This window comes from Prolixibacter bellariivorans ATCC BAA-1284 (genome assembly GCF_000621705.1).
GTDB lineage: Bacteria > Bacteroidota > Bacteroidia > Bacteroidales > Prolixibacteraceae > Prolixibacter > Prolixibacter bellariivorans.
Genome location: NZ_KK211332.1, coordinates 207,461 through 232,202 on the forward strand (window position 1 = coordinate 207,461; position 24,742 = coordinate 232,202).

General features: G+C 47.4%; 23 protein-coding genes and 1 riboswitch. Of the genes, 9 read left to right on the forward strand and 14 right to left on the reverse strand.

From position 1 onward, the window contains the following. Positions 1-101 precede the first annotated feature (101 nt). From T426_RS0120070 to T426_RS0120085, 4 genes are read right to left on the reverse strand one after another with little or no spacing between them, the layout of a single operon-like run. Complete coding sequence (locus T426_RS0120070) at positions 102-3,221, reverse strand: efflux RND transporter permease subunit (protein WP_025865578.1); 3,120 nt, start codon at positions 3,219-3,221, stop codon at positions 102-104. Between the two features lie 41 nt (positions 3,222-3,262). Then, entirely contained in the window at positions 3,263-4,318 is a 1,056-nt protein-coding gene (locus T426_RS0120075) for an efflux RND transporter periplasmic adaptor subunit (RefSeq protein ID WP_025865577.1), read from the reverse strand. Between the two features lie 21 nt (positions 4,319-4,339). Continuing rightward, positions 4,340-5,641: a TolC family protein gene (locus T426_RS0120080; protein WP_025865576.1), complete on the reverse strand. Its 1,302-nt coding sequence runs from the start codon at positions 5,639-5,641 to the stop codon at positions 4,340-4,342. A 36-nt stretch (positions 5,642-5,677) separates the two neighbouring features. Next, a complete protein-coding gene (locus T426_RS0120085) occupies positions 5,678-6,307 on the reverse strand; it encodes a TetR/AcrR family transcriptional regulator (RefSeq protein WP_025865575.1) in 630 nt (209 codons plus the stop codon). A gap of 277 nt (positions 6,308-6,584) precedes the next feature. Between T426_RS0120085 and T426_RS0120090 the strand changes: the two genes are divergently transcribed. From T426_RS0120090 to T426_RS0120110, 5 genes are all read left to right on the forward strand, one after another. Next, a complete protein-coding gene (locus tag T426_RS0120090) occupies positions 6,585-7,439 on the forward strand; it encodes a sugar phosphate isomerase/epimerase family protein (protein ID WP_234406848.1) in 855 nt (284 codons plus the stop codon). 203 nt (positions 7,440-7,642) lie between these two features. Further along, positions 7,643-8,221 carry a pentapeptide repeat-containing protein gene (locus T426_RS24510; protein WP_025865573.1) on the forward strand — a complete coding sequence of 193 codons (579 nt, stop codon included), beginning with the start codon at positions 7,643-7,645 and terminating at the stop codon, positions 8,219-8,221. A 93-nt stretch (positions 8,222-8,314) separates the two neighbouring features. After that, positions 8,315-9,037, forward strand: a complete 723-nt coding sequence (locus T426_RS0120100) for an MBL fold metallo-hydrolase (RefSeq protein WP_025865572.1) — start codon at positions 8,315-8,317, stop codon at positions 9,035-9,037. Between the two features lie 212 nt (positions 9,038-9,249). After that, entirely contained in the window at positions 9,250-10,476 is a 1,227-nt protein-coding gene (locus T426_RS24515) for a formylglycine-generating enzyme family protein (protein ID WP_199898678.1), read from the forward strand. A gap of 190 nt (positions 10,477-10,666) precedes the next feature. Then, the gene (locus tag T426_RS0120110) at positions 10,667-11,305 is read left to right on the forward strand and encodes a MarC family protein (RefSeq protein WP_027586200.1); all 639 of its coding nucleotides are present in this window, start codon (positions 10,667-10,669) and stop codon (positions 11,303-11,305) included. Positions 11,306-11,457: 152 nt separating this feature from the next. Here T426_RS0120110 and eno read toward each other — a convergent pair whose 3' ends face one another. The 6 genes from eno to T426_RS0120140 all read right to left on the reverse strand — a co-directional run bounded on the left by eno (position 11,458) and on the right by T426_RS0120140 (position 16,229). Beyond that, positions 11,458-12,738, reverse strand: coding sequence for a phosphopyruvate hydratase (gene eno, locus T426_RS0120115; RefSeq protein WP_025865570.1), 1,281 nt, complete (start codon positions 12,736-12,738; stop codon positions 11,458-11,460). Positions 12,739-12,833: 95 nt separating this feature from the next. Beyond that, positions 12,834-13,199, reverse strand: coding sequence for a DUF190 domain-containing protein (locus T426_RS0120120; RefSeq protein WP_025865569.1), 366 nt, complete (start codon positions 13,197-13,199; stop codon positions 12,834-12,836). A 1-nt stretch (position 13,200) separates the two neighbouring features. Then, the gene (gene crcB / locus T426_RS0120125) at positions 13,201-13,578 is read right to left on the reverse strand and encodes a fluoride efflux transporter CrcB (protein ID WP_025865568.1); all 378 of its coding nucleotides are present in this window, start codon (positions 13,576-13,578) and stop codon (positions 13,201-13,203) included. A 26-nt stretch (positions 13,579-13,604) separates the two neighbouring features. After that, positions 13,605-13,668: riboswitch (Fluoride riboswitch) on the reverse strand. 561 nt (positions 13,669-14,229) lie between these two features. Beyond that, positions 14,230-14,772, reverse strand: coding sequence for a carbonic anhydrase (locus T426_RS0120130; RefSeq protein WP_025865567.1), 543 nt, complete (start codon positions 14,770-14,772; stop codon positions 14,230-14,232). Between the two features lie 56 nt (positions 14,773-14,828). Further along, a complete protein-coding gene (locus T426_RS0120135; RefSeq protein WP_081782515.1) occupies positions 14,829-15,437 on the reverse strand; it encodes a cysteine hydrolase family protein in 609 nt (202 codons plus the stop codon). Between the two features lie 6 nt (positions 15,438-15,443). Then, the gene (locus T426_RS0120140) at positions 15,444-16,229 is read right to left on the reverse strand and encodes a class I SAM-dependent methyltransferase (protein WP_025865565.1); all 786 of its coding nucleotides are present in this window, start codon (positions 16,227-16,229) and stop codon (positions 15,444-15,446) included. Positions 16,230-16,520: 291 nt separating this feature from the next. On the opposite strand from T426_RS0120140, the gene T426_RS0120145 reads away from it, so the two are divergent. Beyond that, a complete protein-coding gene (locus T426_RS0120145) occupies positions 16,521-17,054 on the forward strand; it encodes a hypothetical protein (protein WP_027586201.1) in 534 nt (177 codons plus the stop codon). Then, complete coding sequence (locus T426_RS25875) at positions 17,047-17,223, forward strand: hypothetical protein (RefSeq protein WP_153637557.1); 177 nt, start codon at positions 17,047-17,049, stop codon at positions 17,221-17,223. Before T426_RS0120145 ends, T426_RS25875 begins: the two co-directional genes overlap by 8 nt. A 120-nt stretch (positions 17,224-17,343) precedes the next feature. Here the strand turns inward: T426_RS25875 and T426_RS0120155 are convergent, their stop codons facing one another. The 3 genes from T426_RS0120155 to T426_RS0120165 form a co-directional block, all read right to left on the reverse strand. Then, positions 17,344-19,944, reverse strand: a complete 2,601-nt coding sequence (locus T426_RS0120155; protein WP_027586202.1) for a secretin and TonB N-terminal domain-containing protein — start codon at positions 19,942-19,944, stop codon at positions 17,344-17,346. Positions 19,945-20,076: 132 nt separating this feature from the next. Beyond that, positions 20,077-21,066, reverse strand: a complete 990-nt coding sequence (locus tag T426_RS0120160) for a FecR family protein (RefSeq protein ID WP_027586203.1) — start codon at positions 21,064-21,066, stop codon at positions 20,077-20,079. Between the two features lie 9 nt (positions 21,067-21,075). Further along, positions 21,076-21,774 carry a porin family protein gene (locus tag T426_RS0120165; RefSeq protein ID WP_025866219.1) on the reverse strand — a complete coding sequence of 233 codons (699 nt, stop codon included), beginning with the start codon at positions 21,772-21,774 and terminating at the stop codon, positions 21,076-21,078. 141 nt (positions 21,775-21,915) lie between these two features. Between T426_RS0120165 and T426_RS0120170 the strand changes: the two genes are divergently transcribed. Further along, positions 21,916-22,461, forward strand: coding sequence for a sigma-70 family RNA polymerase sigma factor (locus T426_RS0120170; RefSeq protein ID WP_025866218.1), 546 nt, complete (start codon positions 21,916-21,918; stop codon positions 22,459-22,461). A gap of 165 nt (positions 22,462-22,626) precedes the next feature. Then, entirely contained in the window at positions 22,627-23,493 is an 867-nt protein-coding gene (nudC, locus tag T426_RS24520; protein ID WP_025866217.1) for an NAD(+) diphosphatase, read from the forward strand. A 204-nt stretch (positions 23,494-23,697) separates the two neighbouring features. Here nudC and T426_RS0120180 read toward each other — a convergent pair whose 3' ends face one another. Next, positions 23,698-24,687, reverse strand: a complete 990-nt coding sequence (locus T426_RS0120180; RefSeq protein ID WP_027586205.1) for a putative phage abortive infection protein — start codon at positions 24,685-24,687, stop codon at positions 23,698-23,700. Positions 24,688-24,742: the final 55 nt, after the last annotated feature.

Below are 24,742 nucleotides of genomic sequence, written 5' to 3' on the forward strand. Positions count from 1 at the left end.
TAAACCGGGAAGATAAATACTGCCGTTTGACAGCTTTACCATTCCCGGATAATTTTTAACCATATGAATCGTTGGACAAATTCACTGTCATTTCCAGTAAATTATTTTTTATCCATAAAAATGAATTTCTTTCTTAAAGCCGTTTTCTTATCCCGCTCGCCCGTTTTGGCAAATACAGCATAAATAACCGGCACAATAATCATGGTAATAATGGTGGAGAAAATCAAACCTCCAATGACCGAAATTCCCATGGGTTGCCAGATTTCGGAGCCTTCGCCGGTGCTAAGTGCCATCGGCAACATTCCCAGAATCGTTGTCATAGCAGTCATCAATACCGGACGCAAACGCGATTTACCGGCTGCCCGAATGGCATCATACAATTCCATGTCCCGGTCGCGCATCAGGTTGGTGTAGTCGACCAATACAATGGCGTTTTTCACCACGATACCGACCAGAAGGACAGCCCCGAGTGCCGCTACCAGGTTCAAATCGGTTCCGGTAATCAACAGTGCCAGTACCACTCCGGCAAAGGAGAACGGTATGGAGAACATGATGATGAACGGCATTTTGAATGACTCGAACTGTGATGCCATCACCAGGAATACCAACACCAGACTGAGCAGCAGAAGGAGTCCCAAATCGGTGAATGATTCCTGCTGATCTTCATAAGCACCACCTACGTCAATCATAATTCCGGTAGGTACGTCCAGTTTATCAATCTTTTGCTGTATCTGACCAGCCAATTGGCCCAGCGACGTCTTATACGGCGCACACGAAACCTTCACAACACGTTCGCGCTGACGGTGCTCGATGTTCGGTGGAGACCAATACTCTTCCACTTTACCAATTTCCTTCAGCTTAATGTATTTACCAGCCGGTGTCATGATCGAGATATTCTCCAGGTCGGTGATGGAGCTACGATACTGTGGCGCATAGCGCACAATTACGTCGTACTCGTCTCCCTGCTCCCGGTACTCGGTAGCCGTTAAGCCATCTACACGATTCCGAATCATGGCCGACACCGAAGCGGTGTTCAAGCCGTGAAGTGCGAGTTTATCGCGGTCAAGAACTACTTTCAGTTCCGGCTTCTCCTTATCCCGGCTAATCTGAACATCGGATGCTCCTTTGATATTCCGTACTTCACCCGCTATTTCATTTGCCAGCTTCGATGTGGTATTGAAATCGTAACCATAGATGTACACATCAACGGTATTGGAAGTTTGCATTCCACTGGAGAAAGTAAAGGAATAATTATTTATCTCCGGAACCTCATCCATCTTTTTCCGCAAGGCTGCTGCCACTTCCCAAACACTGCGCTTACGCTGGCTTGGTTTATCGAGCGTCATGGTCATGTTGATGATGTGCGAACCGGTTTGACTAAATAACGAGATGAAACCACCCGAATCGTCGGAACCATCGGACGTACTAATCAGCTGTACTTCCGGTGCTGTTTTCCGAATGATTTTTTCCATCTGCCGGGCTACGCTATCAGTTACATCGACCCTTGTTCCTGATTGAAGTTCAATTTTCAACTGAATGCGGCTCTCATCGGTCTGTGGCATAAAGTCAGTTCCCAGGTTCTTCGCTAAATACATCGAGGTTAAGAAGATGACAAGCGCACTTAAAAGGATAACCTTTTTGTGATGCAAACTCCATTTTATGGCTTTCTCATATCCCCGGTCGAGTGCATTTAGTGCGCGAAGGAATGTATTGTCGTAACTGAATCGTGAAGGTTTTTCCTTCTTCGGTTGCAGTTTCAGCAATTTTGAACTCAGCATCGGAGTCAGCGTGATAGCAGCGACCGTTGATGTTACTACCGTGATGGTCACAATCCATCCCAACTGATGGAACATTACTCCGGTCATACCCGAAACCAGGGTCAGCGGGAAGAATACCGCTACAATCACCAGCGTAGTGACGATAACCGAAAGCCACACTTCGTTGGTCGCATAAATAGCGGCCTCACGTGGACTGCTCTTTCGTTCAATATGTGTCGTAATGTTTTCCAATACCACAATGGCATCATCCACCACCATTCCAATCGCAATGGAAAGCGATGAAAGTGAGATGACGTTGATGGAATTCCCCGAGATGTAGAGGTAGATAAAAGCAACAATCAGCGATATGGGAATGGTGAGCGCCACAATAAATGTCGCCCGCCAACGTCCCAAAAAGGCCAGCACCACCAACACCACGAAGAGGAGTGCAAACATCAGCGTCTGCGAAAGGTTCGAAACCGAATCCTTGATAAAGTCGGACGAATCGAAAATCGTTTCAATTTTCACATCCGGCGGAAGTGTTTTCTCCAGTTCCGCCAAGTGTTTCTTGACTTCCCGGGCAACTTTCACCGTGTTGGCTCCCGACTGCTTCATCACGAACATCCGGAGCCCCTGCTGTCCGTTGATGCGTTCGTGAAGCCCTGTATCTTTCAAGGTATCTTTCACGGTGGCTACATCGCGCAGGTAAACCGGATGACCATCACTGGTCCCCACAATAACATTGTTCAACTGACGACTATCGGTAAATTCACCTTCCACGCGAAGCTGGTAGTCCATTTTCCCCATCTTCACGTTTCCGGAAGGTGTATTCTGGTTTTCCGCTCGAATAACATTCCCTATCTGGCCGATGGTCATGTGATACGCATCCAGCCTATTCGGATCGACATTCACGTAAATCACCCGGTTCGGCTGTCCGGCTAAACCGATAGAACCGATTCCGTCGACCCGGTTCAGCGGATTGATGATTTTCTCATCCAGGATTTTTTCCAGTCCCGGATAACTCTCTTTTGCATTAACCGCGTAAAAGAGAACCGGCATCATGCTGGAGTTAAACTTGAAAATGACAGGCTTTTCACAGCCATCGGGCAATCGCTTCTCGACCAGGTCGAGCGCGTCGCGTATGTTGTTGGCTGCCTCATCGAGGTTCGTTTCGTACTGAAATTCCAACGTAACCACTGAAAGATTTTCGTACGATACCGACGAAATGGTTTTCAGCTTATCCACCGAGTTCATACCATCTTCGATTACCTTCGACACATTGGTCTCGATATCCGAGGCACTGGCACCCGGATAGGTGGTCATCACCGTGATGGCAGGAAACTCAATTTCGGGATATAAGTCTACGGGCAAGTGCACCACGGAGTAGATTCCCATGACAATTAAAGCCATGAAAATCATCAATGTTGTGATGGGACGTTGCACCGCACTTTTATATATACTCATTGTTGCTGCGTTTTAAATGTTTTTAAATCGGGCCGACTGTGTTACTTCACGATTTTGACATCGTTTCCTTCCACCAGGTTAGCCTGTCCCACCACAATGATTTGATCACCGGGTTTCAATTTATCCGAAATCACTTCGATATCGGCATCAAACCGTTCCCCGAGTTGAATATCAACTCGCTGCGCCTTGCCATTCACATATTTGAAGAGATAACGCTGATTCGTTCCTTCCTGCTTTAACACAGCAATTGCCGGCACCAGGTTGGCAACATCCCTTCCCACATGAATCGCTACCTTGCCATACATTCCCGGACGGATTTTTTCATCAGTATTCGGAACGGTTATTTCTACCGTGAAAGTTCTCGATGCCGGGTCAATGGCCGGATGGATACGATAAACCGTCCCTTCGAAAACCTTGCCGGGATAAACATCCGCTGTGACATCTACTTTCATTCCCTTATGAATGCGGGGAAAGTCCTTTTCCGTCATGTTGATAACTGCCTTTATCGGATTGAGCTGCATCAGTGTGACAATCGCTGCCTTTCCGGCTGAAGTATTCGGTGAACCGGAATACATCTCGCCATCTTCAAAGTATTTACTGGTAATCACTCCGCTAAGCGGTGCTCTGAGTTCGGTGTTCTCCTTCAGAAACTGAACATTCTCTTTGGCGACGTTGTACTGTGTAGCCAGCTGATCATATTTCTGCTGCGTTACGGTTCCGGTTTTCTGCAACGTATCAAGCCGACCAAAATCGGTCTTCAGGTTTTCGAGCTGTAACTCTGCCTGCTTCAGCTGGGTACGATCCATCTGCACGAGCAACTGACCAGCTTTTACATGATCGCCGACCTCAACATAAATCTTTTCAATCCGGCCCGGACTGGCAGCAGTCAGATAATTTTCGTGATAAGCCACAAACGAAGCGGTTTGGTTAATGGTCCGGCTAACTTCCTGTGGCTCCAGCGACATTACTTTAACCGGTCGTATTTTAATACTATCCTGTTTCACGTCGCTTGCTTTTTCTCCGCCTTTATTTCCGCATCCGGTAGCGAAAAGCGTGGTAGCGACCAACAGCACAATTAGATTTATTTTGAAATTCATGATTATCTGTTTAGGATTTGATTATAAATCATTCAACAATTTTTCCCAGGCAACATACGCCTGTAGTAACTCCATTGTGGCTCCCACGAAATTATTCTCGGCCTGCAGATAGTTATCATTGGCCTGCAAGCGCTCCAGACTCGATGCAATACCATGTTCGTATTTCAGGTCGAAATTCCGGTTAACCCGGAGAGCGACCTTGACATTCTCTTTCTGACTGGTGTATTTGTCAAACGCGTTACGAAGATTAAACCGCAATTGCTTTTCCTGAATCTTCAGCTGCTCTTCCAGCAAATCTTTCTGGTTTTGTGTCTGCTCCAAACTGATATTGGCCTGAGATACTTTGGCTTTCCGCAACCCGCTGGAAAAAATAGGAATACTCAGATTCAGTCCGACCACATCTTTCGGAGAGGCATCAAAATTGGGTTTCATAACCTTTTCCGTATGGTTGTAGAAGCTGCTCAGGGTAGGTAAATAAGCCGACTTCTCAAGTGCTAACTGTTTCTCAGATAGCTTTTCCTGCGTTTCCATCACTTGATAATCCAAATTATTCTCAACCGACATGGAGCTATCCATCAGAGCTGTAAAGTTGATGCGGTTAATAATGGTTTCAAGCCCTTGGGTTAGGTGTATTTCCTGTTCGGCCGGTACTCCCAGTTCGAACCGGAGCATATTATAAGCCATTTCCACTTGCCTGTCGGCTGAACGAACACCGTTTTCCAAAGTCGATACCGATACGGAAAGCTGATCCACATCGGTCGATTCAGCCATCCCAACTTTTTCCATTTGTTTGGTTTTGGCCAGTGTACTGCGCAGGTTCTCCAGATTCTTTTTCAGAATGTCCCGGGTCTGTTCACTCACCAAAATCAGGTAATAACTGTTGGCGACCTGCTCTTTGATGTCCTGCTGCGATTTCTCGTAGTTCGTTTCCGACAACGACTTGTATATCTTGGCCGTCTGCAAGCCAACAAGGTAGCTGCCACTGAACAACAACTGCGATACGCTTACCGACACATTGGAAGTCGGTTTGAACGGAATAACGGTCGGTGGCATGTTCGCACCAAACTGAATGGTCTTCGATGCTCCCAGATAGTTTGAGTAATCAGCTTTGGCATCAATTTGCGGTAATCCCGATGCAATCGATTCCCACACTTTCTTTTGCGCAGCATCTACATCCAACTTGGCGTTTTTTACTTTCTTGTTGTACTCAAGCGCGTAATCCTGTGCCTGCTTCAACGTGAATTGCATTTCCTTGGGCGGAAGTGCAAACACCGTTGCCAATCCGGCAAACAGGAAGGTAACAATCAACACTACTTTTCTCATACACTATCTATTTTACTCATAAATTGTCCGGCATTATTACTTCTCCGTGAATCTGTCGAAATTCTCAAGATACTGTCGTATCAGTTCACGTCCCTTGTCAGTACTGATTCCCCTCAGATAGGGCATGAACAAATGGAAATGCCATTCCTTCACCGACCAGGAATCACTCAAAACATCGCTCTCCTGGCTATTTTGCGCCAAATCGACCAACTGTATCCACACCGATGCTACAATTTCCATATTGATGCTCTGCTCAAAGACCTCTTCCTCAACCCCCTGCCTGAACAACCGGAGCATGAACTTCCTGGATTTAGTCGTGTAATCACGGGTGACCAACTCCAGAATATCCGGATAGTGCTTCTTCAGGTCACTGAAAAAACGGGGGTTGATTTTCTGCATCACCTGGTGATTTTCTTTACCAATTCGGTAAAGTGCGTCGATGACGTTCGGGGCATTTTCCATGATTTCATCGAGTGTCTTGCCATGCAGGTCGCCGCCTGCAATAATGCCTTCTCTCAACAATTCCGTCTTATCCCTGAAATTCTCATAAATGGTCCGCTTGGAAATGCCCAGCTCGGCAGGGATGGCATCCATCGTTACACTCCGGATGCCATCCCTGGCAAACAGGTCCATTGCCCCTATCATAATTCGTTGACGTGCATTCATCTATTCCAATTTTGCTGCAAATATCGAAAACTATTTCGGTTTATTTAGTTTTCTCAATATGATCTAATCGTTAAATTGAAAACTTTTTTAGTTTATTTAGTTTTCAATTATGTGCACTAACATTCAAACGAATCTAATTTGCATTTTCATCAAGAAAAGCGTCCGACTATTTTCATAATTTAAATAAGCTGCTAATTTTGTATAGGTTAAGCATAGTATGCTCGACCGAATTAACTAATCACTTACCTAATCCGTTATGAAACTAAACACTCACTTGATGAAATCAGTGGGATTGCTGCTACTCGCATTCCTGCTATCCGGCCTTTCTTCCTGCAAACAAACCCAAAAGAAACATGAAAAGTACATCGGTCTTCAACTCTGGTCGGTTCGCGATCACATGAAGGACGACGCCAAAGCCACGGTGGAAGCTGTGGGCAAAATTGGTTACAAATTTATCGAAGCTGCCGGCTATGCCGATGGAAAATTCTACGGTATGGAGCCTGCTGCTTTTGCCGATTTGGTAAAAGCTAACGGCATGGATTTCCTCGCATCGCACACCGGACAGGCCGTTCCCGATTCGTCGAACTGGGACGAAGTGCTGGCCTGGTGGGACCAGTGCATCGCGGCACACAAAGCGGCGGGCGTAAAATACATCGTCCAGCCGTTTATGGATAAAGTGGGTTACGAGAGCATCGAAGGTGTTCAACGCTACTGCGATTACTTCAATGCGGTGGGCGAAAAATGTAACGCTGCCGGCATCCGTTTCGGTTACCACAACCACAACAACGAATTCAAGGATATCGACGGGCAAACCATATACGATTACATGCTCAATCACACCGATCCGGCCAAGGTCTTTTTCGAAATGGACCTGTACTGGATTACCGAAGGAGGTAAAAACCCGGTGGATTACTTCAACCAATATCCCGGACGATTCCTGTTATGGCACGTGAAAGATAAAACCGAACTCGGCGGCGATGACAGTGTGATGGATTTCAAACCCATCTTTGCCGATGCTGAAACAGCCGGTATGAAATACATTGTGGTGGAAGTAGAAGAGTACAATTTCGACCCGCTGGTTAGCGTGGAGAAAAGTCTCGACTTCCTGAACAATGCACCGTATGTGAAATAGGTTGTTTTTGAACTACATCCGGAAGGGAGATTCGCACGTCGGATTTCCCTTCTTTTTTACCCGCTTTCGGTTATCTCCTTCCGGGAAAAGAAAACCACCTTTTTTAAGTCAGCCTATAGAATAGCTATACAACATGTTCGACTGATCTTTGTCCCGAATTTCCTATCTTCATCGAACAGAGTAAACCAAAAAATCAAACCATAATGAAGTCAGCTACCGCCCCTCACGTGAGCGTGGTTTTCCGGGACGAAGATTTCTCCAGTCAAACTTTTCGTTTCGAAGAATTTGAAGACTGTCTCTTCGAGAACTGTAATTTTTCGTCGTGCGATTTTACCCGCACCGTATTCCTCAATTGCCGATTCGACAACTGCGATCTGAGCGGCAGCCGTTTTCAGCAGGCGAACCTCGAAGGCATCATCTTCGACGGCTGTCGTTTAATCGGTATCGATTTCACCATGATAAGCCGTGTTAGGCTCGATATGACTTTCAACGACTCTGAGCTCGAAATGTGCAACTTCACCGGTCTTCCGCTCGACGGAACCTCTTTCGAAAGGTGCCGTATCGACGAATGCGAGTTTGTGGAAACGAACCTGAAGAAAGCGAAGTTCCGGGAAACGGACCTGACCGGCACTTTCTTCCGGCAATGTGACCTCACCGAAGCCGATTTTCGCGGAGCCAAAAACTATCGTTTCAATCCGTGGGAAAACCGGATGAAAAACGCCCGCTTCTCGACACCGGAAGTGCTGTCTTTCCTTTCGCCCCTGCAAATTTTAGTTGACTAACATTCCCGAATTGCCGTCACCGGAAAAACAACATCAAGGGGTTAGCTTCTTTTTTGTAACTTGTGGTGTATATCATCCATAAAAGGCTAAACCATGTCACATATCCTCATTATGCTGGCCCTGTTGTTCCCGGGACAACCAGCCGCAGACACATTCGAAACCGATACGTTTCAAACGGATAAAGGAAACCTCGCTATCACATTCATCGGGCACGGAACCCTGATGATGATGTGGGACGGGAAGGTCATTCACATCGACCCCGTCAGCCGTGAAGCCGATTATTCCACACTTCCCAAGGCCGATCTAATTCTCGTTACCCATGATCATGGCGATCATCTTGACCCGGCCACCATTGCACTGCTTCGGAAACCGGATACGAAGGTGATTGTGAGCAAAAGCTGTGAAGGGAAAGTGCCTGATGAGACCGTTCTTTCCAACGGGCAAAGCATAACGGCCGATGATATTCGCGTGGAAGCGGTGCCGGCCTATAACCTGGTGCATAAACGCTCAAACGGACAACCGTTTCACCCGAAAGGGAACGGCAACGGTTATGTGCTGACCATGGGCGGCAAACATATTTACATTGCCGGAGATACCGAGAACATTCCCGAGATGAAAAACCTGAAGAACATAGATATTGCCTTCCTTCCCATGAATTTGCCGTATACCATGACGCCGGAACAAACCGCTGAGGCTGCCCGCAGTTTCATGCCGAAGATTCTTTACCCGTATCACTTTGGGCAGACCGATCCGCAACAGCTGGTGAAGCTGCTAAAGGATACTTCCATTGATGTTCGGGTAAGAAAAATGGAATAAGCTCATAAAACTCTACTCCGGTGAATCACGTTCATCTTGCTTTTTGAATCCTGAAACGGATTCTCCCGTATAATCCGGCAGTCGACCATTACCATGCCTGGCCGAAGGACTAAATTCAGCCTGACATCTTTTCGTCATGCTTGAACCAACGCAACGATTTGCTGTTGATAGGCAGGGGTACCGGAAGGCACCATCACCAACGACTCAAAGACATGAGCCCAAATCGGACGGCAGACAAAAATGACTCGCTAAAAATAAAGCAGAACAACCCGGGAAAGGTAGTATTGTTACTATTGCCTATCCTGATTTTGGGTGTGATTAGCTATTGGGTAACTGACAAGAATCCGGCGAAAACGGCCAAAGAAAAACAAATGTTGTCGGTTGGAAAGAGCGCACAGGCTTCACCGGCGAAAGGCTTTGGCCCCACCATTAGCAATCCGGGCACGCCGCCGGGGAAAGCGCCCGCAGATATGGTCTGGATTCCCGGAGGAACATTCTCCATGGGAGCCACCGATCCGACGACGTTGAAGGATGGCGGACAGGAGCCCATGAACGATGCACGTCCGGTTCACCGGGTGTATGTCGATGGTTTCTGGATGGATAAAACGGAAGTAACCAATGCCGAATTTCGCCAATTCGTGAAAGCCACTGGCTACGTTACCACAGCCGAAAAGAAACCGACGCCGGAAGATTTGCCCGGTGTTCCGGCCGATAAACTGGTGGCCGGCTCGATTGTCTTCTTTTCGCCCAAACAGCAGGTCCAACTGACAGACTATCGCCAGTGGTGGAGGTTCGTTCCCGGTGCTAACTGGAAACACCCCTACGGCCCGGACAGCAATATCGAAGGGATGGACAACTATCCCGTGGTACATGTGACCTATGCCGATGCCGAAGCTTACGCTAAATGGGCCGGTAAGCGATTGCCCACCGAAGCGGAGTGGGAATTCGCGGCCCGCGGAGGCTTAGCAGGAAAACCCTATGTATGGGGCGAACAACTAACGCCCAATGGCAAATGGATGGCGAACATTTTCGAAGGACATTTCCCCGAATCGGATGATGCAGCGGACGGCTATGCCGGTATTGCACCGGTGGCACAGTATCCGGCGAACGGTTACGGCTTATATGACATGGCCGGCAACGTGTGGGAATGGTGTCACGATTGGTACCGAGCCGATTACTACCGGCAGATAGCCATGACCAACGATATCGTAAATAATCCGCAGGGCCCCGACACCTATAACGACCCGCAGGAGCCCGGCGTTCCCAAACGGGTGCAGCGTGGCGGTTCCTTTCTGTGTACCAATCAATATTGCACACGATACATGGTGGGCACACGCGGAAAAGGAGAGATAAATTCCAGCACCAACCATATTGGCTTCCGGTGTATCAAATCACCTGGTACCCTATCCCCCCAGGGAGAAGGTACGAAATACCGGTAACCGGTCTGTTCCGAGCTACAGGCCTGCCAATCCGGAGAATGTCTTTACGGCATTTCTCCGGTTTTTTTTGCTGCCGGGACCATTATTTACGAAAGGAAAACAGTTCAATCCGGGTAACCGGTGTTATTGAAAATTGTTATTTGAATACGTATCTTCCGGTCGAATTATTCATCACCTAAAACCAGAATTCATGCAGGAAACTTACTCCTTCGGCCTGCTGGCCCTGACTTCATTCTTTACGCTGCTCAATCCGTTGGGAACCATGCCCATTTTTGTATCGATGACATCGGAGTTACCCGAAGAGCAGAAACGAAAAACAGCGCGGAAAGCCGTAGTAGTAGCGTTTATCACCATTTTGGTGTTTGCGTTTTCCGGACAACTCCTGTTTCGGTTCTTTGGTATTTCGGTGAACAGCTTCCGCATTGTCGGGGGGGTTATTTTCTTCCTGATGGGACAGGATATGCTGCAGGCCCGGCTGGGAAAAATCAAGATGAGTGAAAAAGAGTCGGAGATCAATGCCTATGTGAACGACATTTCCATCACTCCGCTGGCCATTCCGATGATTAGCGGACCGGGCGCCATCACCAACGGCATTGTGTTAATGGAAGATGCTTCCACGTTCGGGAAAAAGCTGGTACTGGTCGGCTCTATTGTCATTATTCTGGCGCTCACCTACGTCATCCTGATTAGTGGAACCCGCATCAGCAGAAAGTTGGGCCCCACCGGCAACAATGTCCTCATGCGACTGATGGGGCTCATCGTGATGGTGATTGCGGTAGAGTTCTTCTTCAGCGGATTGAAACCCATTGTGCAGGATATGCTCAAATAATCGCTGCTTCACCCCTACCGATGAAACAATATTCCGCCCGGGCGGAAAAAAGATATCCCCTGACGAAGCAGTTTTTCGCTTCCTCAGAGGATAATCATCAACCTATTGAGGTTAGGAATATGATATAAAATCGATTATTCCGATTCAATTATTCAGGCATTCTTGAAGGCGCTCTTTCCGGCAAAGGCCGCGCTGCCGACCAGCTCCTGCTCTATGCGCATCAATTGGTTGAACTTCTCGATGCGTTCGCCGCGGCAACCGCTTCCGGTTTTCAGGTGACCGGCATTCACGGCAACCGTCAGGTCGGCAATAAACGTGTCGACTGTTTCACCGCTACGATGCGATACAAATGCATTGTAGCCGTTTTTATAAGCCAACTCGATGGTTTCGAGCGTTTCGGTTACCGTACCAATCTGGTTCAGCTTGATGAGGATGGAGTTCGCTACTTCCTTTTCGATTCCTTCGGCCAGGATAGCCTTGTTCGTACAGAAAAGGTCATCTCCCACCAGCTCGATGCGGCTGCCCAGGGTTTGGGTGAGATTCTTCCAGCCTTCCCAGTCGTTTTCAGCCAAGCCATCTTCCAGTAACACAATCGGATACTGCCGCACCCAGCTATCCCACTGTTTCACCAGGTCATCGCTGGTGATAAGTTCTTTGGTGCTTTTGAAGAGACGGTATTTACCATCTTCCCACAGCTCGCTCGATGCCGGGTCGAGGCAAATGCTCACATCGTCGCCGGGCCGGTAGCCGGCTTTGGTAATTCCTTCGAGGATGACTTCCACCGCTTCTTCGTTGGATTTCAAATCGGGAGCAAATCCACCTTCATCGCCCACGCCGGTGCTGTATCCTTTCTTCTTCAACACCTCTTTCAGGGCATGAAACACTTCGGCGCCCATGCGGATGGATTCCCGGAAGGATGTAGCGCCGTGCGGCGCAATCATGAATTCCTGGAAATCGACGTTGTTATCGGCGTGGCGGCCTCCGTTGATAACGTTCATACACGGAACGGGCATCAGGTAGGCATTGCTTCCGCCCAGGTAACGGTAGAGCGGTGTGTTGGTGGCGGTAGCCATGGCACGCGCAAAAGCCATCGACACGCCAAGGATGCCATTGGCTCCCAGGTTCGATTTGTTTGCTGTTCCGTCCAGTTCGAGGAGCAGCAAATCGAGCTCGCGCTGGCTGCCGAAACAGCGGCCCACTGTTTTATTCGCGATAACCGTGTTCACATTTTCAACGGCTTTCAATACCCCTTTTCCGCCGTAGCGTTTCGGGTCGCCGTCGCGCATTTCGAAAGCTTCGCGCTCGCCGGTGGAAGCGCCGCTGGGCACCATTGCCCGTCCTGTCGTTCCGTTTTCCAGTTTCAAATCTACTTCAACCGTTGGATTTCCTCTTGAATCGAGGATTTCCATTGCTCTTACTTTGGCAATTTTCATATGATTATAATTTTTTGTTTTTGGTACGTCACATGATTGGATTCACCGACTGTTCGGCTGAATCGTTGCTCATGCCCGTTCTATTTCATAATATCTTAAAAGTAAAACTCCCGTTTCTCTCCGGCTTTGTTCAACAACACCTTCACCTCCTCCACCGTTACCAGGCAACCGTAACGCATCGTATCCAGGTCGCCTTTAATGGTCTCATAAAACGCCATCACCTTATCCTCCTCATCGATAATTTCCACAACGGTGGGAAGCTTTTCAGCAATCTCCCAGAATTTGTACGAGTGAATGACCGAACTGGCTCCAAAGCCCATCACGCCTTTCACGACGGTGGAGCCTGCCAGCCCGGCTTCTTTTGCTTTAAAAACCAGCGATTCGTAAAGACTATCGTTGCCCAGCTTATCGGTAGAGCCGATGAAAATCTTTAGCAGTAGTGTTTTATTTGACTTTTCCATCTTATACCAGTTTTGTCGTCATTCGTCCGATGTACACCGCCACCAATCCCAGGGTGAAGCTCAGTGACGCATACGTGATAAACCGAAGCCACTCGCGGCTTTGGAGTAATAGAAAGGCATCGTCGGTAAGTGCCGAGAATGTGGTAAATCCGCCGCAGATGCCCACTGTCAGGAAAATGCGAAACTCCGGCGACAGCCAATCTCCTCTCTCGGTTAAACCGAAAATAAAGCCTATGAGAAGGCTGCCCAGAATGTTCACAATAAACGTTCCCCAGGGAAAGACCGTTGGGGTGTGGATTTGAATGTAGCGGGAGATGGCGAACCGGAAAGCGGTTCCGACAAACCCTCCCATGCCTGCAATCAATAATGACTTCATCATACAATCGAAATTTTAGTGTTCAATTTCACATTGTAGAAGTCATTAGCCTCGGGGAGACGGTTAATGGCAGACTTCATTGCCCGTATCAAATGTAAGGATAAATCGGGCTGGTTATCCTCCCGATAGCTTTCATTAACAAATTTTATGATTAGAAAACTTCCCGAAAGGAGAAAATAACCGGGAGGCTATCACCCAATACGGGCAAACAAAAAAAAAGGTGAAGCATGCCGGTTCTCAAAATAAGAGCCGGGCGCTTCACCTGATGTCTTTGCTTGATGGCTGTTGAAATAGTCCGGGGAGTTTCTTGTGAACAACCAAACAGTAAGTGTTTGCTGAAATATCACCCCTAAAGACCGTGTCCGAAAGTTAAAACGGTAAATTTTGAAACTTACCCATTGTCAGCCGACTTGTTTTTACCCCTCCAAACCTCCCCTAAAGGGGCGGCTTAAAGTCCCCTTTAGGGGATTTAGGGGTTAATTACAAAAGCCTTCCTAACAATTCGATAGTTCTGTAAATGTTTTTTGTTGTTTTCGGACACCCCTGTCTCGATAGTATCGAAGATGAGGGGTGTAATAAAAGCTCACTTACTAATCTCTGGTGTTCACTTTCTTCACCCAACCTTCCAGACAGCCATTGTTCTCTTCCGTTTCTTTAATCCTCCGTGATCAGGTAGAGCTTGTTGTCTTCCACCTTGTAATACATGGGAGCTACCGTTATCTTCGGGTAGCGGTTCCGCAACCGTTTGACTTCACTTAACACGAAATCGATTTCGTTGCCAATCTCGAAAAGCGGGGCAAACTGATTGAAATGCTCTTCGGCAAACGAACGTTCCCAGCCGGCTTTATCCACCAGGCCACCAATAAAATTTTCTTTTTTCGATGCCAGGTTCACCATGCCGCAGTTACTGTGCCCGATGATGGCAATGTGCTTCACATTTCCTATCGCGATGGCAAACGACACCTTAAATTCGCTGTAACGAAGATTGGCTCCACCCGCCCTGATGATGTACGAGAAGTTGTCGGGGATGTTCAGATGCTTCCGGTTGTCCATACACATACCGACCAGCAACTGTGCTGAATCGTAGGACGCGAATTCTCTTTCGAGATCGTGATACTCCAACAAATCGCCAATAGGCGTATCCCGGTACTCCGGGAAGATGTCTTCTTTGGTCTTAATCGGTACAAGTCTGTTCATATTCTTCGCTTCATTTCAGCCGGCGTTCTCACTATTTTTAATGACCGGCCTTCGTTTTAAATGAATGTTTTTATGATGTCCTCCGTATTCAATACGGTGGCAAATTCTTCGTTCAGGCTTGCCAGCGCTGTTTCATGAATGGTTTCTGCTGAATAGTGTTTTCCGTCGAAGCCGGCCTTGGGAAACGTGGCCGTGGCATCGTTCACCACGTACGTGTCGAAGCCAAGGTTGCCGGCCATGCGCACGGTCGTGGAAATACACTGATCGGTGGTGAGACCAACGACCACCAACTGACGAATGTCGTTGTCGTGCAGGCGTTGCTCCAAATCAGTGCCGATGAACGCGCTGTTGACCGTTTTCCCGATAACCGGTTCGCCCTCGTTCGGCTGTACCACCGTTTGAATGGCGTTGCCGGGCTTTCCTTCGGCCAGCGGCGATTGCGGGAGAACCGAATTATGCTTTACATGAATAACCGGAAAGCCGTGATTGCGCCAGACTTCCAACAACCGGGCAGCGTTTTTCTCCGCGTCGGGGTGGTTACGCCCACCGCCCCAGTAGGCCGGGTCTTCGAATCCCTGCTGGATATCGACCAGCAACAAGGCTGGCTGTCCGTCGGGGATGAACGGCTGAAGTGGTTCGTTGGTTGATGCCTGCGTGTTCTCCATATTTTGTTATTTGATATCGATGGTTTCAGCTTTCTCCTTTATCGCCATCACGCGAATGCGTTTGTAGTCGGCATACCATTTACCGTCGGTAAAACTAACCGGTTTCAAGGTTTCCTGCACTTCGGCTTTGATGGCTTTGGCATCAGCGTCGCTCACACCATCGAAGAATTGCTTCGCAAACATCGAGAGCCAGTCGATGATGCCGGTGTCTGCATCAGCCAGTTCCGTGGGACGGTCGAAGTGCTCGGCCCGGGTTACCCGGAATCCGGCTTTTTCGAGCACCGTGGCATACTCGCCAATCGACGGATAATACCAGAGTTGCTTTTCCGCCTGTTCGCGGTAGCCATGCTTTGCCAGTACCTTCCGCAAGGTCCCGACGATGTGTTGCACATTACCTTTTCCACCGAACTCGGCTACCAGGCGGCCGCCCGGTTTCAGGTTGCGGTACATGCATGTAACGGCTCCTTCGTAATCGGTTACCCAGTGGAGCACCGCATTCGAGAAGATGGCATCGAACTGCTGGTTGAACTCAAAATCGGACGCGTTTCCGACCTCGAACGCAACGCTGGGATATTTGCTTCGCGCATCGGCAATCATTTCAGGCGAGCTATCCATTCCCACCACCCAGGCAGCCTTCTCTTTAATCTGACTGGTGAGCTGTCCCGAGCCGCATCCCACGTCGAGAATACGTTCATTTGCTTTGGGTTCCAGCCAGCTGAGGATTCCCTGGCCATATTGGTACACAAATGCGTGCTTGTCGTTGTATAATTCCGGATTCCAGTCTTTTGTCATAGCGTTATATCCCGTTACTGTAGAGACGTAGCATGCTACGTCTCTACTCTACCACCACCTAAACAAATAAGCAGGCATTGGGTTGAGAGTTTTTGTACGTGCCAGTCATTTACCACCTGTTTTTACCCGTCAGCCGTGCGACATTTCCCTGGTGTTGATGTTTTTACCGGGGGGAACGGGGCAATATTTCTCATAGTTCCATTGATTTCCTCCGGTGTCGGGCTGTTTTTGTCAAATGACGACGCTTGTATCACCGGAGACGGTCGTTGTATCACATTTAACGGTCGTTGTATGGCGTTTAACGACGCTTGTTTGGCAATTGACAGTCGATTTATTGCATTTAACGACGCTTGTTTGGCAATTGACGGGCGTTGTATTGCATTTGACGACGCTTGTATGACAATTGACGGTCGTTGTATTGCATTTAACGACGCTTGTTTGACAATTGACGGGCGATTTATGGCATTTAACGACGCTTGTATGACCGGAGACGGTCGTTGTATCGCATTTAACGGTCGTTGTATGGCGTTTGACGGTCGATTTATTGCAATTAACGACGCTTGTTTGGCAATTAACGGCCGTTGTATGGCATTTAACGACGCTAGTATGGCATTTAACGACGCTTGTATGAACGGAGACGGTCGATTTATGACCGGAGACGACGCTTGTATGGACGGAGACGGCCGATTTATGACCGGAGACGAGCGTTGTATGGACGGAGACATTCGTTGTATGCCCGCTGACGGGCGATATTTGTCCGCTGTAGAGATGCCATGCTTTGCGTCTCGTTGTTCACATTATTGGAGGCCGGCATACCTTGTCTGAACCGGATTACGCCGGTAGAGACGCCCGAATCGGGCGTCTCTACCAGGCGTTGTTCATGGGTGCCGATGGATTGAATGTGCCGGGAACGCCGTTGGGTGCAGGGTCGTTTCATCCGGGAAATCCTGAAATCTGTGGTTTCCGGGTTCGGATGGTTTTGGAGACGCGATGAATCGCATCTCTACGATCGCACGGTTCGGGGCTATGAAATTGATGGGGGTTTTGAGACGCGATGAATCGCGTCTCTACGGTGCGTTGTTGATCGCACGGTTTGGGGATGGATATGCCCCGGTCAGAAATGAATCTTATAACTAATATCCCACAAGGTTCCCATTACATCTCCTTTCTCGATGACATGAGTCGATTCGTTGTAAAAATAACCCGACTGACCGGTATACAGTCCAACGTTTAGTCCTTTCAGGGCAAATTCGTGGGAAACCTTTTTCCGGTTGATCCGGTAGCTTACGGTAAGGTCGCCGCTCACAAACGGGTTGTACTGTTTGCTGAATGCTTTTGAATCATCCAGTTTAATTTCGTGACTGGCTTTCGAACGTTCTTTATCAATTGGCGTGTAATGTTCTCCGCCCTGGCAGGTCAGTCTAAGATTCAATCCGAACCGGTCATTTTTCATCCGTCCGGCAGACCATTCCTTACCCCACACGCCGTTAAAGCTATACCCCCTATCGTAGCGGGTACTGCGCCAAACACCATCTCCGCCTTTGTATTTCGACCGAAAGAGGGAACCGGTGAGTAAATAATAAGCTCCTTTATCGAGGTAATGTTCTAACGTGATGTCTACCCCGTAATTCTTCCCCTTGCCGGAATTCACCAGCATCTTGTCGAGGTAGTAACTGTCGAGGTTAAGTACCGAGAAAGAGGTGTGGGCTTGTACCGGGACATCGTACAGATATTGGAAATAGGGTTCTACTTTTAAATGAAGAACATCGGAAATATGCCAGTTGTAAGCCAGGTTAAAATGATGCGCTTTCGCTAATTTCAGGTGTGTGTTGCCCGGCAAGTTCGTTGTTGTATCGACCACATAGTAAAAATCCAGTCGTTCGCGCCGGCTGTCCAGTCCGTAAGCTGCCGAAAGCGATTGTCCGAAAGCAAAATTCCATTTCATGCTTAGCCGGGGTTCCACCGACCGGTTTTTATTGAGGTTGAAATACCAGGCATTGAGACCGGCACTGACCGATAACTTTGGAGAGACGGTAAAAACTGACTGTGTGTAGGCCATCACCTGGAGATTCTTTCCCGAACCTTTGGCGACATTCTCCATGGGTAAATCCAGTCCGTAATTGGGCGTAACATTGTAATTTAAATCATAAATCATTCCGGTAACGGTTACCCCGGTCCGGTTTACATGATGTGCCCCAAATTTCCGGTTGATGTAGGAGTTAAGCACAATGTTCCAGTTTTTGTTGGTAATATCGACAACCTGCCTGTGAGCAGCCAGTGAATCCACCTGTCCCACATTCTGCATGATTCCGCTGTAGGTTCCGGCGAGCACTGTTTTAATGTACGTTTTGTCGTTTATGCTGTACTTGTGCGTAATTCCCCCGCTGCCTTTCCCGAGCCGGGTATCCACATTCTGCCGGTCGGCATACGTTTCCCAATCCTTTTGGTCGAGTGCGCCAACGTTATTCCGATCAATCAATCCCAGTCCCCAGATGGAGAAAACGCCGGCTTTTTTGGTTGGCAAGTTTAGTTTGAACGACAAATCCTGGTACTTTAAATTGGCGGCGGCCACCAGGCCCGTTGCCGAATACCGGTAATTAAAAATGTACGAACTGTTGTGTGCCTTACTCAACGGTCCTTCGGAAGCCATATCAATTCCCATTAAACTTACCTGGAAGGTATTTTCGTGTTTTTGGCTGTTCCCGTTGCGCATTTGCATATCGAACACGCCGGAGAGCGCATTACCGTATTCTGCCGGAAATGCTCCGTTGAAAAAATCGGAGTTGCCCATTACCTGGCTGCTTAATGCCGAATAAACACCGCCGCCCAACGAAATCATATCGGCAAAATGGGTCGGGTTGGGAATTTCAACACCTTCCAACCGCCATTGGGTATACTGCGGCGCATTGCCCCGGATGGATAGCGCATTGCTCGAAATGCCACCCGTTCCGGATACCCCGGCAAAGGAGGTAACCAAACGGGCCGGATCGTTAAAGGCCCCTGCATACCGGTTGGCTTCCTCTACACTTAGCATGCGTCCTTCGGCTAAAGCCATCGGGTTCATGGCATGTTCCTTATTCACCTGGGGGCGCACAACCACTTCGCCAACCGACTGAGCACTTTCTTTTAACGGAATTTTAACCGATGCTTCCCTTGCCGAGGTAAGTAATATTCCGCGGTAGATGTAAGGCTGGTACCCAACAAAGGAAGCTTTGATGTTGGCATATCCCAGCGGAACTCCATGAATAGCGAAATGCCCCAGGCTATCGGATATCGCTCCCACTCCCGGATTGTCCATCAATGCAATGTTGGCAAAAGCAATTGGCAGCCCGGTGGAAACATCATAAACCGAGCCCCGTATTGTTTGCGTTAAGGTGGTTTTGTTGCCTTCCGGTTTCTTTTTTTGTGGAGTCAGAATGATGTGGTAGCCGTTTATTTTGTAGGTAAGCCCGGTATCTTTCAATATCGCGTCCAACGCTTTGTCCAAACGCACACCGACTACCGATATACTGAATTTCCGGTTCTCGTCGACCTCCGATTTTTTATACGCAATGCTATAATCGGTTTGTCGCTCTATCTCGTTAAATGCCTCTTTCAGCGAAATACTCTTTTTTTGAATCGTTATGCGCTTTTCCTGTGCTCTTGTTTGCACCGAAAAAAACAACAGAAGAATGGTAATTGTAAATATGTTTACTGCTAATTTTTTTACGTTCATTCTATTACATTTGTGTTGTTGATACTAAATTGCTTTTCGTCGAGTTGATTTTGTATCTTCATTTTGAACCGGTAAAAAGTTGGCGCTTTCTACCGGTTCTGTTTCTTCATAGGCGTACCGTTTTTATCTGTTTCATTTTTTATGTAACACAATTCGTTTATTCTCTTTGGTATAGGTAAAATCTCCGGCCACATCTTCCAAAACGCGAAGTATTTGTTCCGGATTCTCGCCCCGTTCAAATTTGATGGTATAATGCTCGGTCGACAGGTCGATTGATTTATCCGTTTCGATGGAAATATTGAAACGCCGCCGAAGTGTTTGCAACACCTCGCCCAATGTAGCATCGGTAAACGTGAGGTTCCCGTTTTTCCAGTCGGGAATATCACCGGGGGCAATCTTCACAATTTGCACCAACGACGTTCGGTTGTTGTACGTTAACTGCTGATTGGGCAACAACTTCCGCTGTTGTTTATCTTTTGTCCGAACAGCTATCCTTCCCTCCTGCAACGTGGCTACCGTCCTGTTATCATCCGGGTATGCCTTCAAATTAAACTTCGTTCCCAAGACCCTGACGGATAAATTTGCCGTCGTTACCACAAATGGCTTCGCTTTGTTTTTTGTGACGGAGAAAAAAGCTTCTCCGGTTAAACTAACGTGGCGCGTTTGCTGACTGAATTCCGAAGGATACTCCAACGTACTTCCGGCATTGAGCCACACTACCGATTTATCGGGAAGGACCACCTGTTTCGTTTCGCCATACGATGCAGTGAGCCTGACCATGGCAGGATGGCTTTGCTGCCGGAGATAATACCAGAGGCCGCCAATACTTATCAGCAGGATGAAAACGGCCGCCACCTTTGAAAAGGCGCTGTGCCAACCAATTCTCTTCGCCTGGCTACGAATGCCGATTTTCGCATTCACCCGTCGAAGCGCTTTCCCGGTATCTTTTCCCCTGACCGGCTCAACCGAATCCCAATATTCTTTCGCGACCTCTTCGGTATCTTCCGTTTCCGGTTTTTCAGCCAGCCATTGCTGAATCTTCTCTTCGGTTTCCGGGGTATACCGGTTCCGAAGGTACAGCCTCAGAATTTCTGCGCTCCATGATTTTTTATCTGATTGCATTGCTCCGCGCTATTTGAAGTTAAACAGTACTTTTCCGCCCGATTCCGGCTTCCAGACCTTGTTGCTCTGGTCGTACTGATATTCGACGCCCAGTCTGACCTTTGCTTTTCCACCTGAGTTATATTGTAAACCGGCACCAACATTACGTGTTGGGAAAAGGCCACGCATCCGGAATGCCGGATCGTTTTGTTTTCCCAGCGTAACATACTGTCCCCAGGTTTGTAATTGCAGCCTGTCGGTGAGCGAATACCGGAAAAGCAAATTCCCCCCAAAAATAATGTTCCGGCGTCCGGTGAGATATCCGTACTGCACATTAATGAAAGCGCCATAATCCAGCGACAGGTCGTCTGTCAGGCCGAACGTGCCTAACCGACCGCCGTAATTCCGGAAATCTGCCAGTCCGGGATACATTGGTAAAACGGACGATACAGAGTCGTTGGTCCGGTAGCTTAGGTATCTCAGAACACGATCCATGTCGGGGACAAAAATCTTTTGGTGAAGCGTTTGGGATAAATCACTCTCCGGAAACCACAGGACCGGTTTTTCCTGTTGCAGGATTGGCTGTACCGACAGATGTTCCGTACTGGTTTTCCACTTTATGGAATCGCCAACGTCAACCGAATCTCTTTTCGTCTCTTGTCCTTTCGCTTGTAATACCGCCAGACTCTGGATGACCAGGAGAATTAACCACACGTGTTTTTGTTGCATAACATCTCACTTTTGTATTAATACAGTTATGACGGTAAAAACTCAGTAGAGGAATACAAATTCTTCAAAAAAAGTTACCGCCCGCTTTCCGGCGGAATAACCGTTTTGCACTCTGAACTGGAAAATCTACCTTCGCTCGTCATGACGAAAATGGATAAGGCCATATTATCTGAAATACAGCAAGGCAGTCATCAGGCTTTCGAGAAGGCTTTTGTTTTCTACTATGCGAAAATCAAAACCTTTTTGCTGGGGTATGTGAAAACAATGACCGATGCTGAAGAATTGGCTGAAGAGATTTTCGTCGAGTTATGGCAAAACCATGAAAAAATAGCTCCCGAGAAATCGTTCGATTCCTATTTGTTTACCATTGCCAAAAACAAAGCCATCAATTTCCTGAAATGGAAATATGCAACCAGGTCCGTCATCGAGATGCAGGCTCCGGCCACTCTTTACCATAGCCCCGAAGAGGAATACATCGCTGTGGAGAAATCGCTTCTGATTGACATGATTGTTGAGAAAATGCCGGCCCAGCGGAAAAAAATCTACCAGCTGCGACAACAAGGGTTGACCAATGATGAGATTGCCCACATGCTTGAAACCACCAAAAGAAACGTTGAAAGCCAGATTAGCCTCGCGATGAAAGAAATACGGCAGCAGATCAGGTTTTTCATCATCATTTTTATGTAGAGACGCGATGAATCGCGTCTCTACGATGTAATCCCGATTCGGGCGTCTCTATGTGCGCGTTGATGGGATGTTGTTGGAGACGCGATAAATCGCGTCTCTACGGTGCATTGTTCATGGGTACAAATGTTATTATCTTTGCCCGATAAAATTTCAACCGTTTGCCTCATGATTCAGGATATTTTCCCCCACCGTTTCAATAATCAGTATATCGCCAACCTACCGATCGGAGAGAACGATTTTGTTCTTCATTACCACGACAATTCCTTGTTGATGAAAACCGACGGGGAGGCATTGGAGCTACCGCGAAAGAGCGACTTCCCGGAGATTACGAAGCGCACGGAAAGCACCTTCCTGTTTACCCTCGATGATGTTCCGTGTTTCCTGGTATGGGATGACCTGAAAGTGGACTATTCCCTTTTTACGTACCAGGAGATTAGCTTCTTCCGGACAATTGAACAGCCGGAGATTGCCTGGGTGAGCATTGCCGGGTTTCACCTGATGAACTGGTACACGCAGAACCGCTTTTGCGGGAAATGCGGGAGCCGGACGGAACACAAATCCAACGAACGGGCGGTGGTGTGTCCGAATTGCCATATCACCGTGTATCCCAAAATTTCGCCGGCCATTATTGTGGCCATTGTGAGCGGCGATAAACTGTTGCTGGCCCGCAATGCGAATTTCCGCGGCAACTGGTTTTCACTGGTTGCGGGGTACGTAGATGTGGGCGAAACGCTGGAGGAGGCGTTGGCCCGCGAGGTGAAGGAAGAGGTGGGCCTCGACGTGACCAACATACAATATTACAAGAGCCAGCCCTGGCCGCTGTCGGGTTCGATGATGATTGGCTTTGTGGCGGAGGCCGACGAACACCAGCCCATCCGCGTGGACGGCAACGAGATTGCGGAAGCCGCCTGGTTCTCCCGTGGCCACCTGCCCAACCACTCCTCCACCATCAGCATTGCCGGCGAGATGATCGCCCAATTCGAGAAAGGAGAACTGCAGGGGTGCGGGGAGGTGAAGAAGGTAAGAGTTTGAGGGATTGTTGCCATGGTTTAACAATGTGAAGTATGGTTCTCGAAACACCTCACTTTCAATACTGCACTGAGACAATTCGTTTATTTCATTTTTTATCCAAGTGGTCATAGACAAATTCCCCCTGTTGCAACGAAGAACTGCAGTGAATTTCTGGATAACCTCACACTTCATATAGCTTTTATTAGCAGCTATTTTATTTATTATCTACAAGCCTATTTCAAAGTCATGTTCGAGTTCCAGAGAAGGATAATATCTTCTTGGTCTATATCCATAAATGGACCCTAGTGGTATATTTTTAATCATTTTGTATTTCGTTATCAATTTGTCTTCTTCTTTGGTACCATCAGCTAGTTCCCAATTAAGACCTAAATCGGAAATAGAATTAAAGAATAGTAAGATTTGTTCATGATTAGATAGTTGCGACCTTAAAATTCTAATGTATTCATATTTTTGCTCTTCTGTCAAAAATTTGTTGTTATGCACGTATAAAACAATTCGAATCATGTGCCTAAAATAATGTCCTAACCTTGACTGATGGCCATTGTAGTAATATTTGCCTTGATTGTAAGGGTTTGGTTTTGTTCTAAGTCTATTAATCTCAGTTATAATTGAATCATACATTTTTGAATACTTTTCAAACAAACGATTTTCCAAAACATCATCAACAGACTCATCTGTCCCAAAAAAGAGAATCGTATAACTGATATTTGCTAAATCTTGTTGATCCAGTCTATTTTCTTTGATGATGTTACTGTCGATAATAATTTGCATTATTTCAAAGAATTCATTTATAATTTTAATTATAACATTTCTTCCTTGACTATTTCGATAACTAAGTTCCGAAACGTTTTCACGATGCAATTTTAATAATTCGAAAAAGTTACTTTCAAACTGCTGTAGAAGTATTTGGTCCCTTTGTACTTTTGCTTCTTTCTTCTGTTCAGCTAATGCATTCACTTGAACTTGATTTGCTTTATATTGTATATAGAATGCCAAAAACGTGAGTATTACTCCAAAGAACGCAATAGCTGGGCCAACAATACCACCAATTGTGTCTCCAATTACGCCTGTTTCTTGTCCAAAACTCCAAAACCAAGATTCTTGAGTTACTAAATATGGTAAAAGAAAAAATATTAAGGAAATTACAATTAATGTAATCCCAGTAAAAAGCCAAATTCCCTTTTTGCTGTTCATGTATATTAATCTGTTTTTTGCTTCTCTTAAGCTTGTTTCTATTGATAAGTTGTAG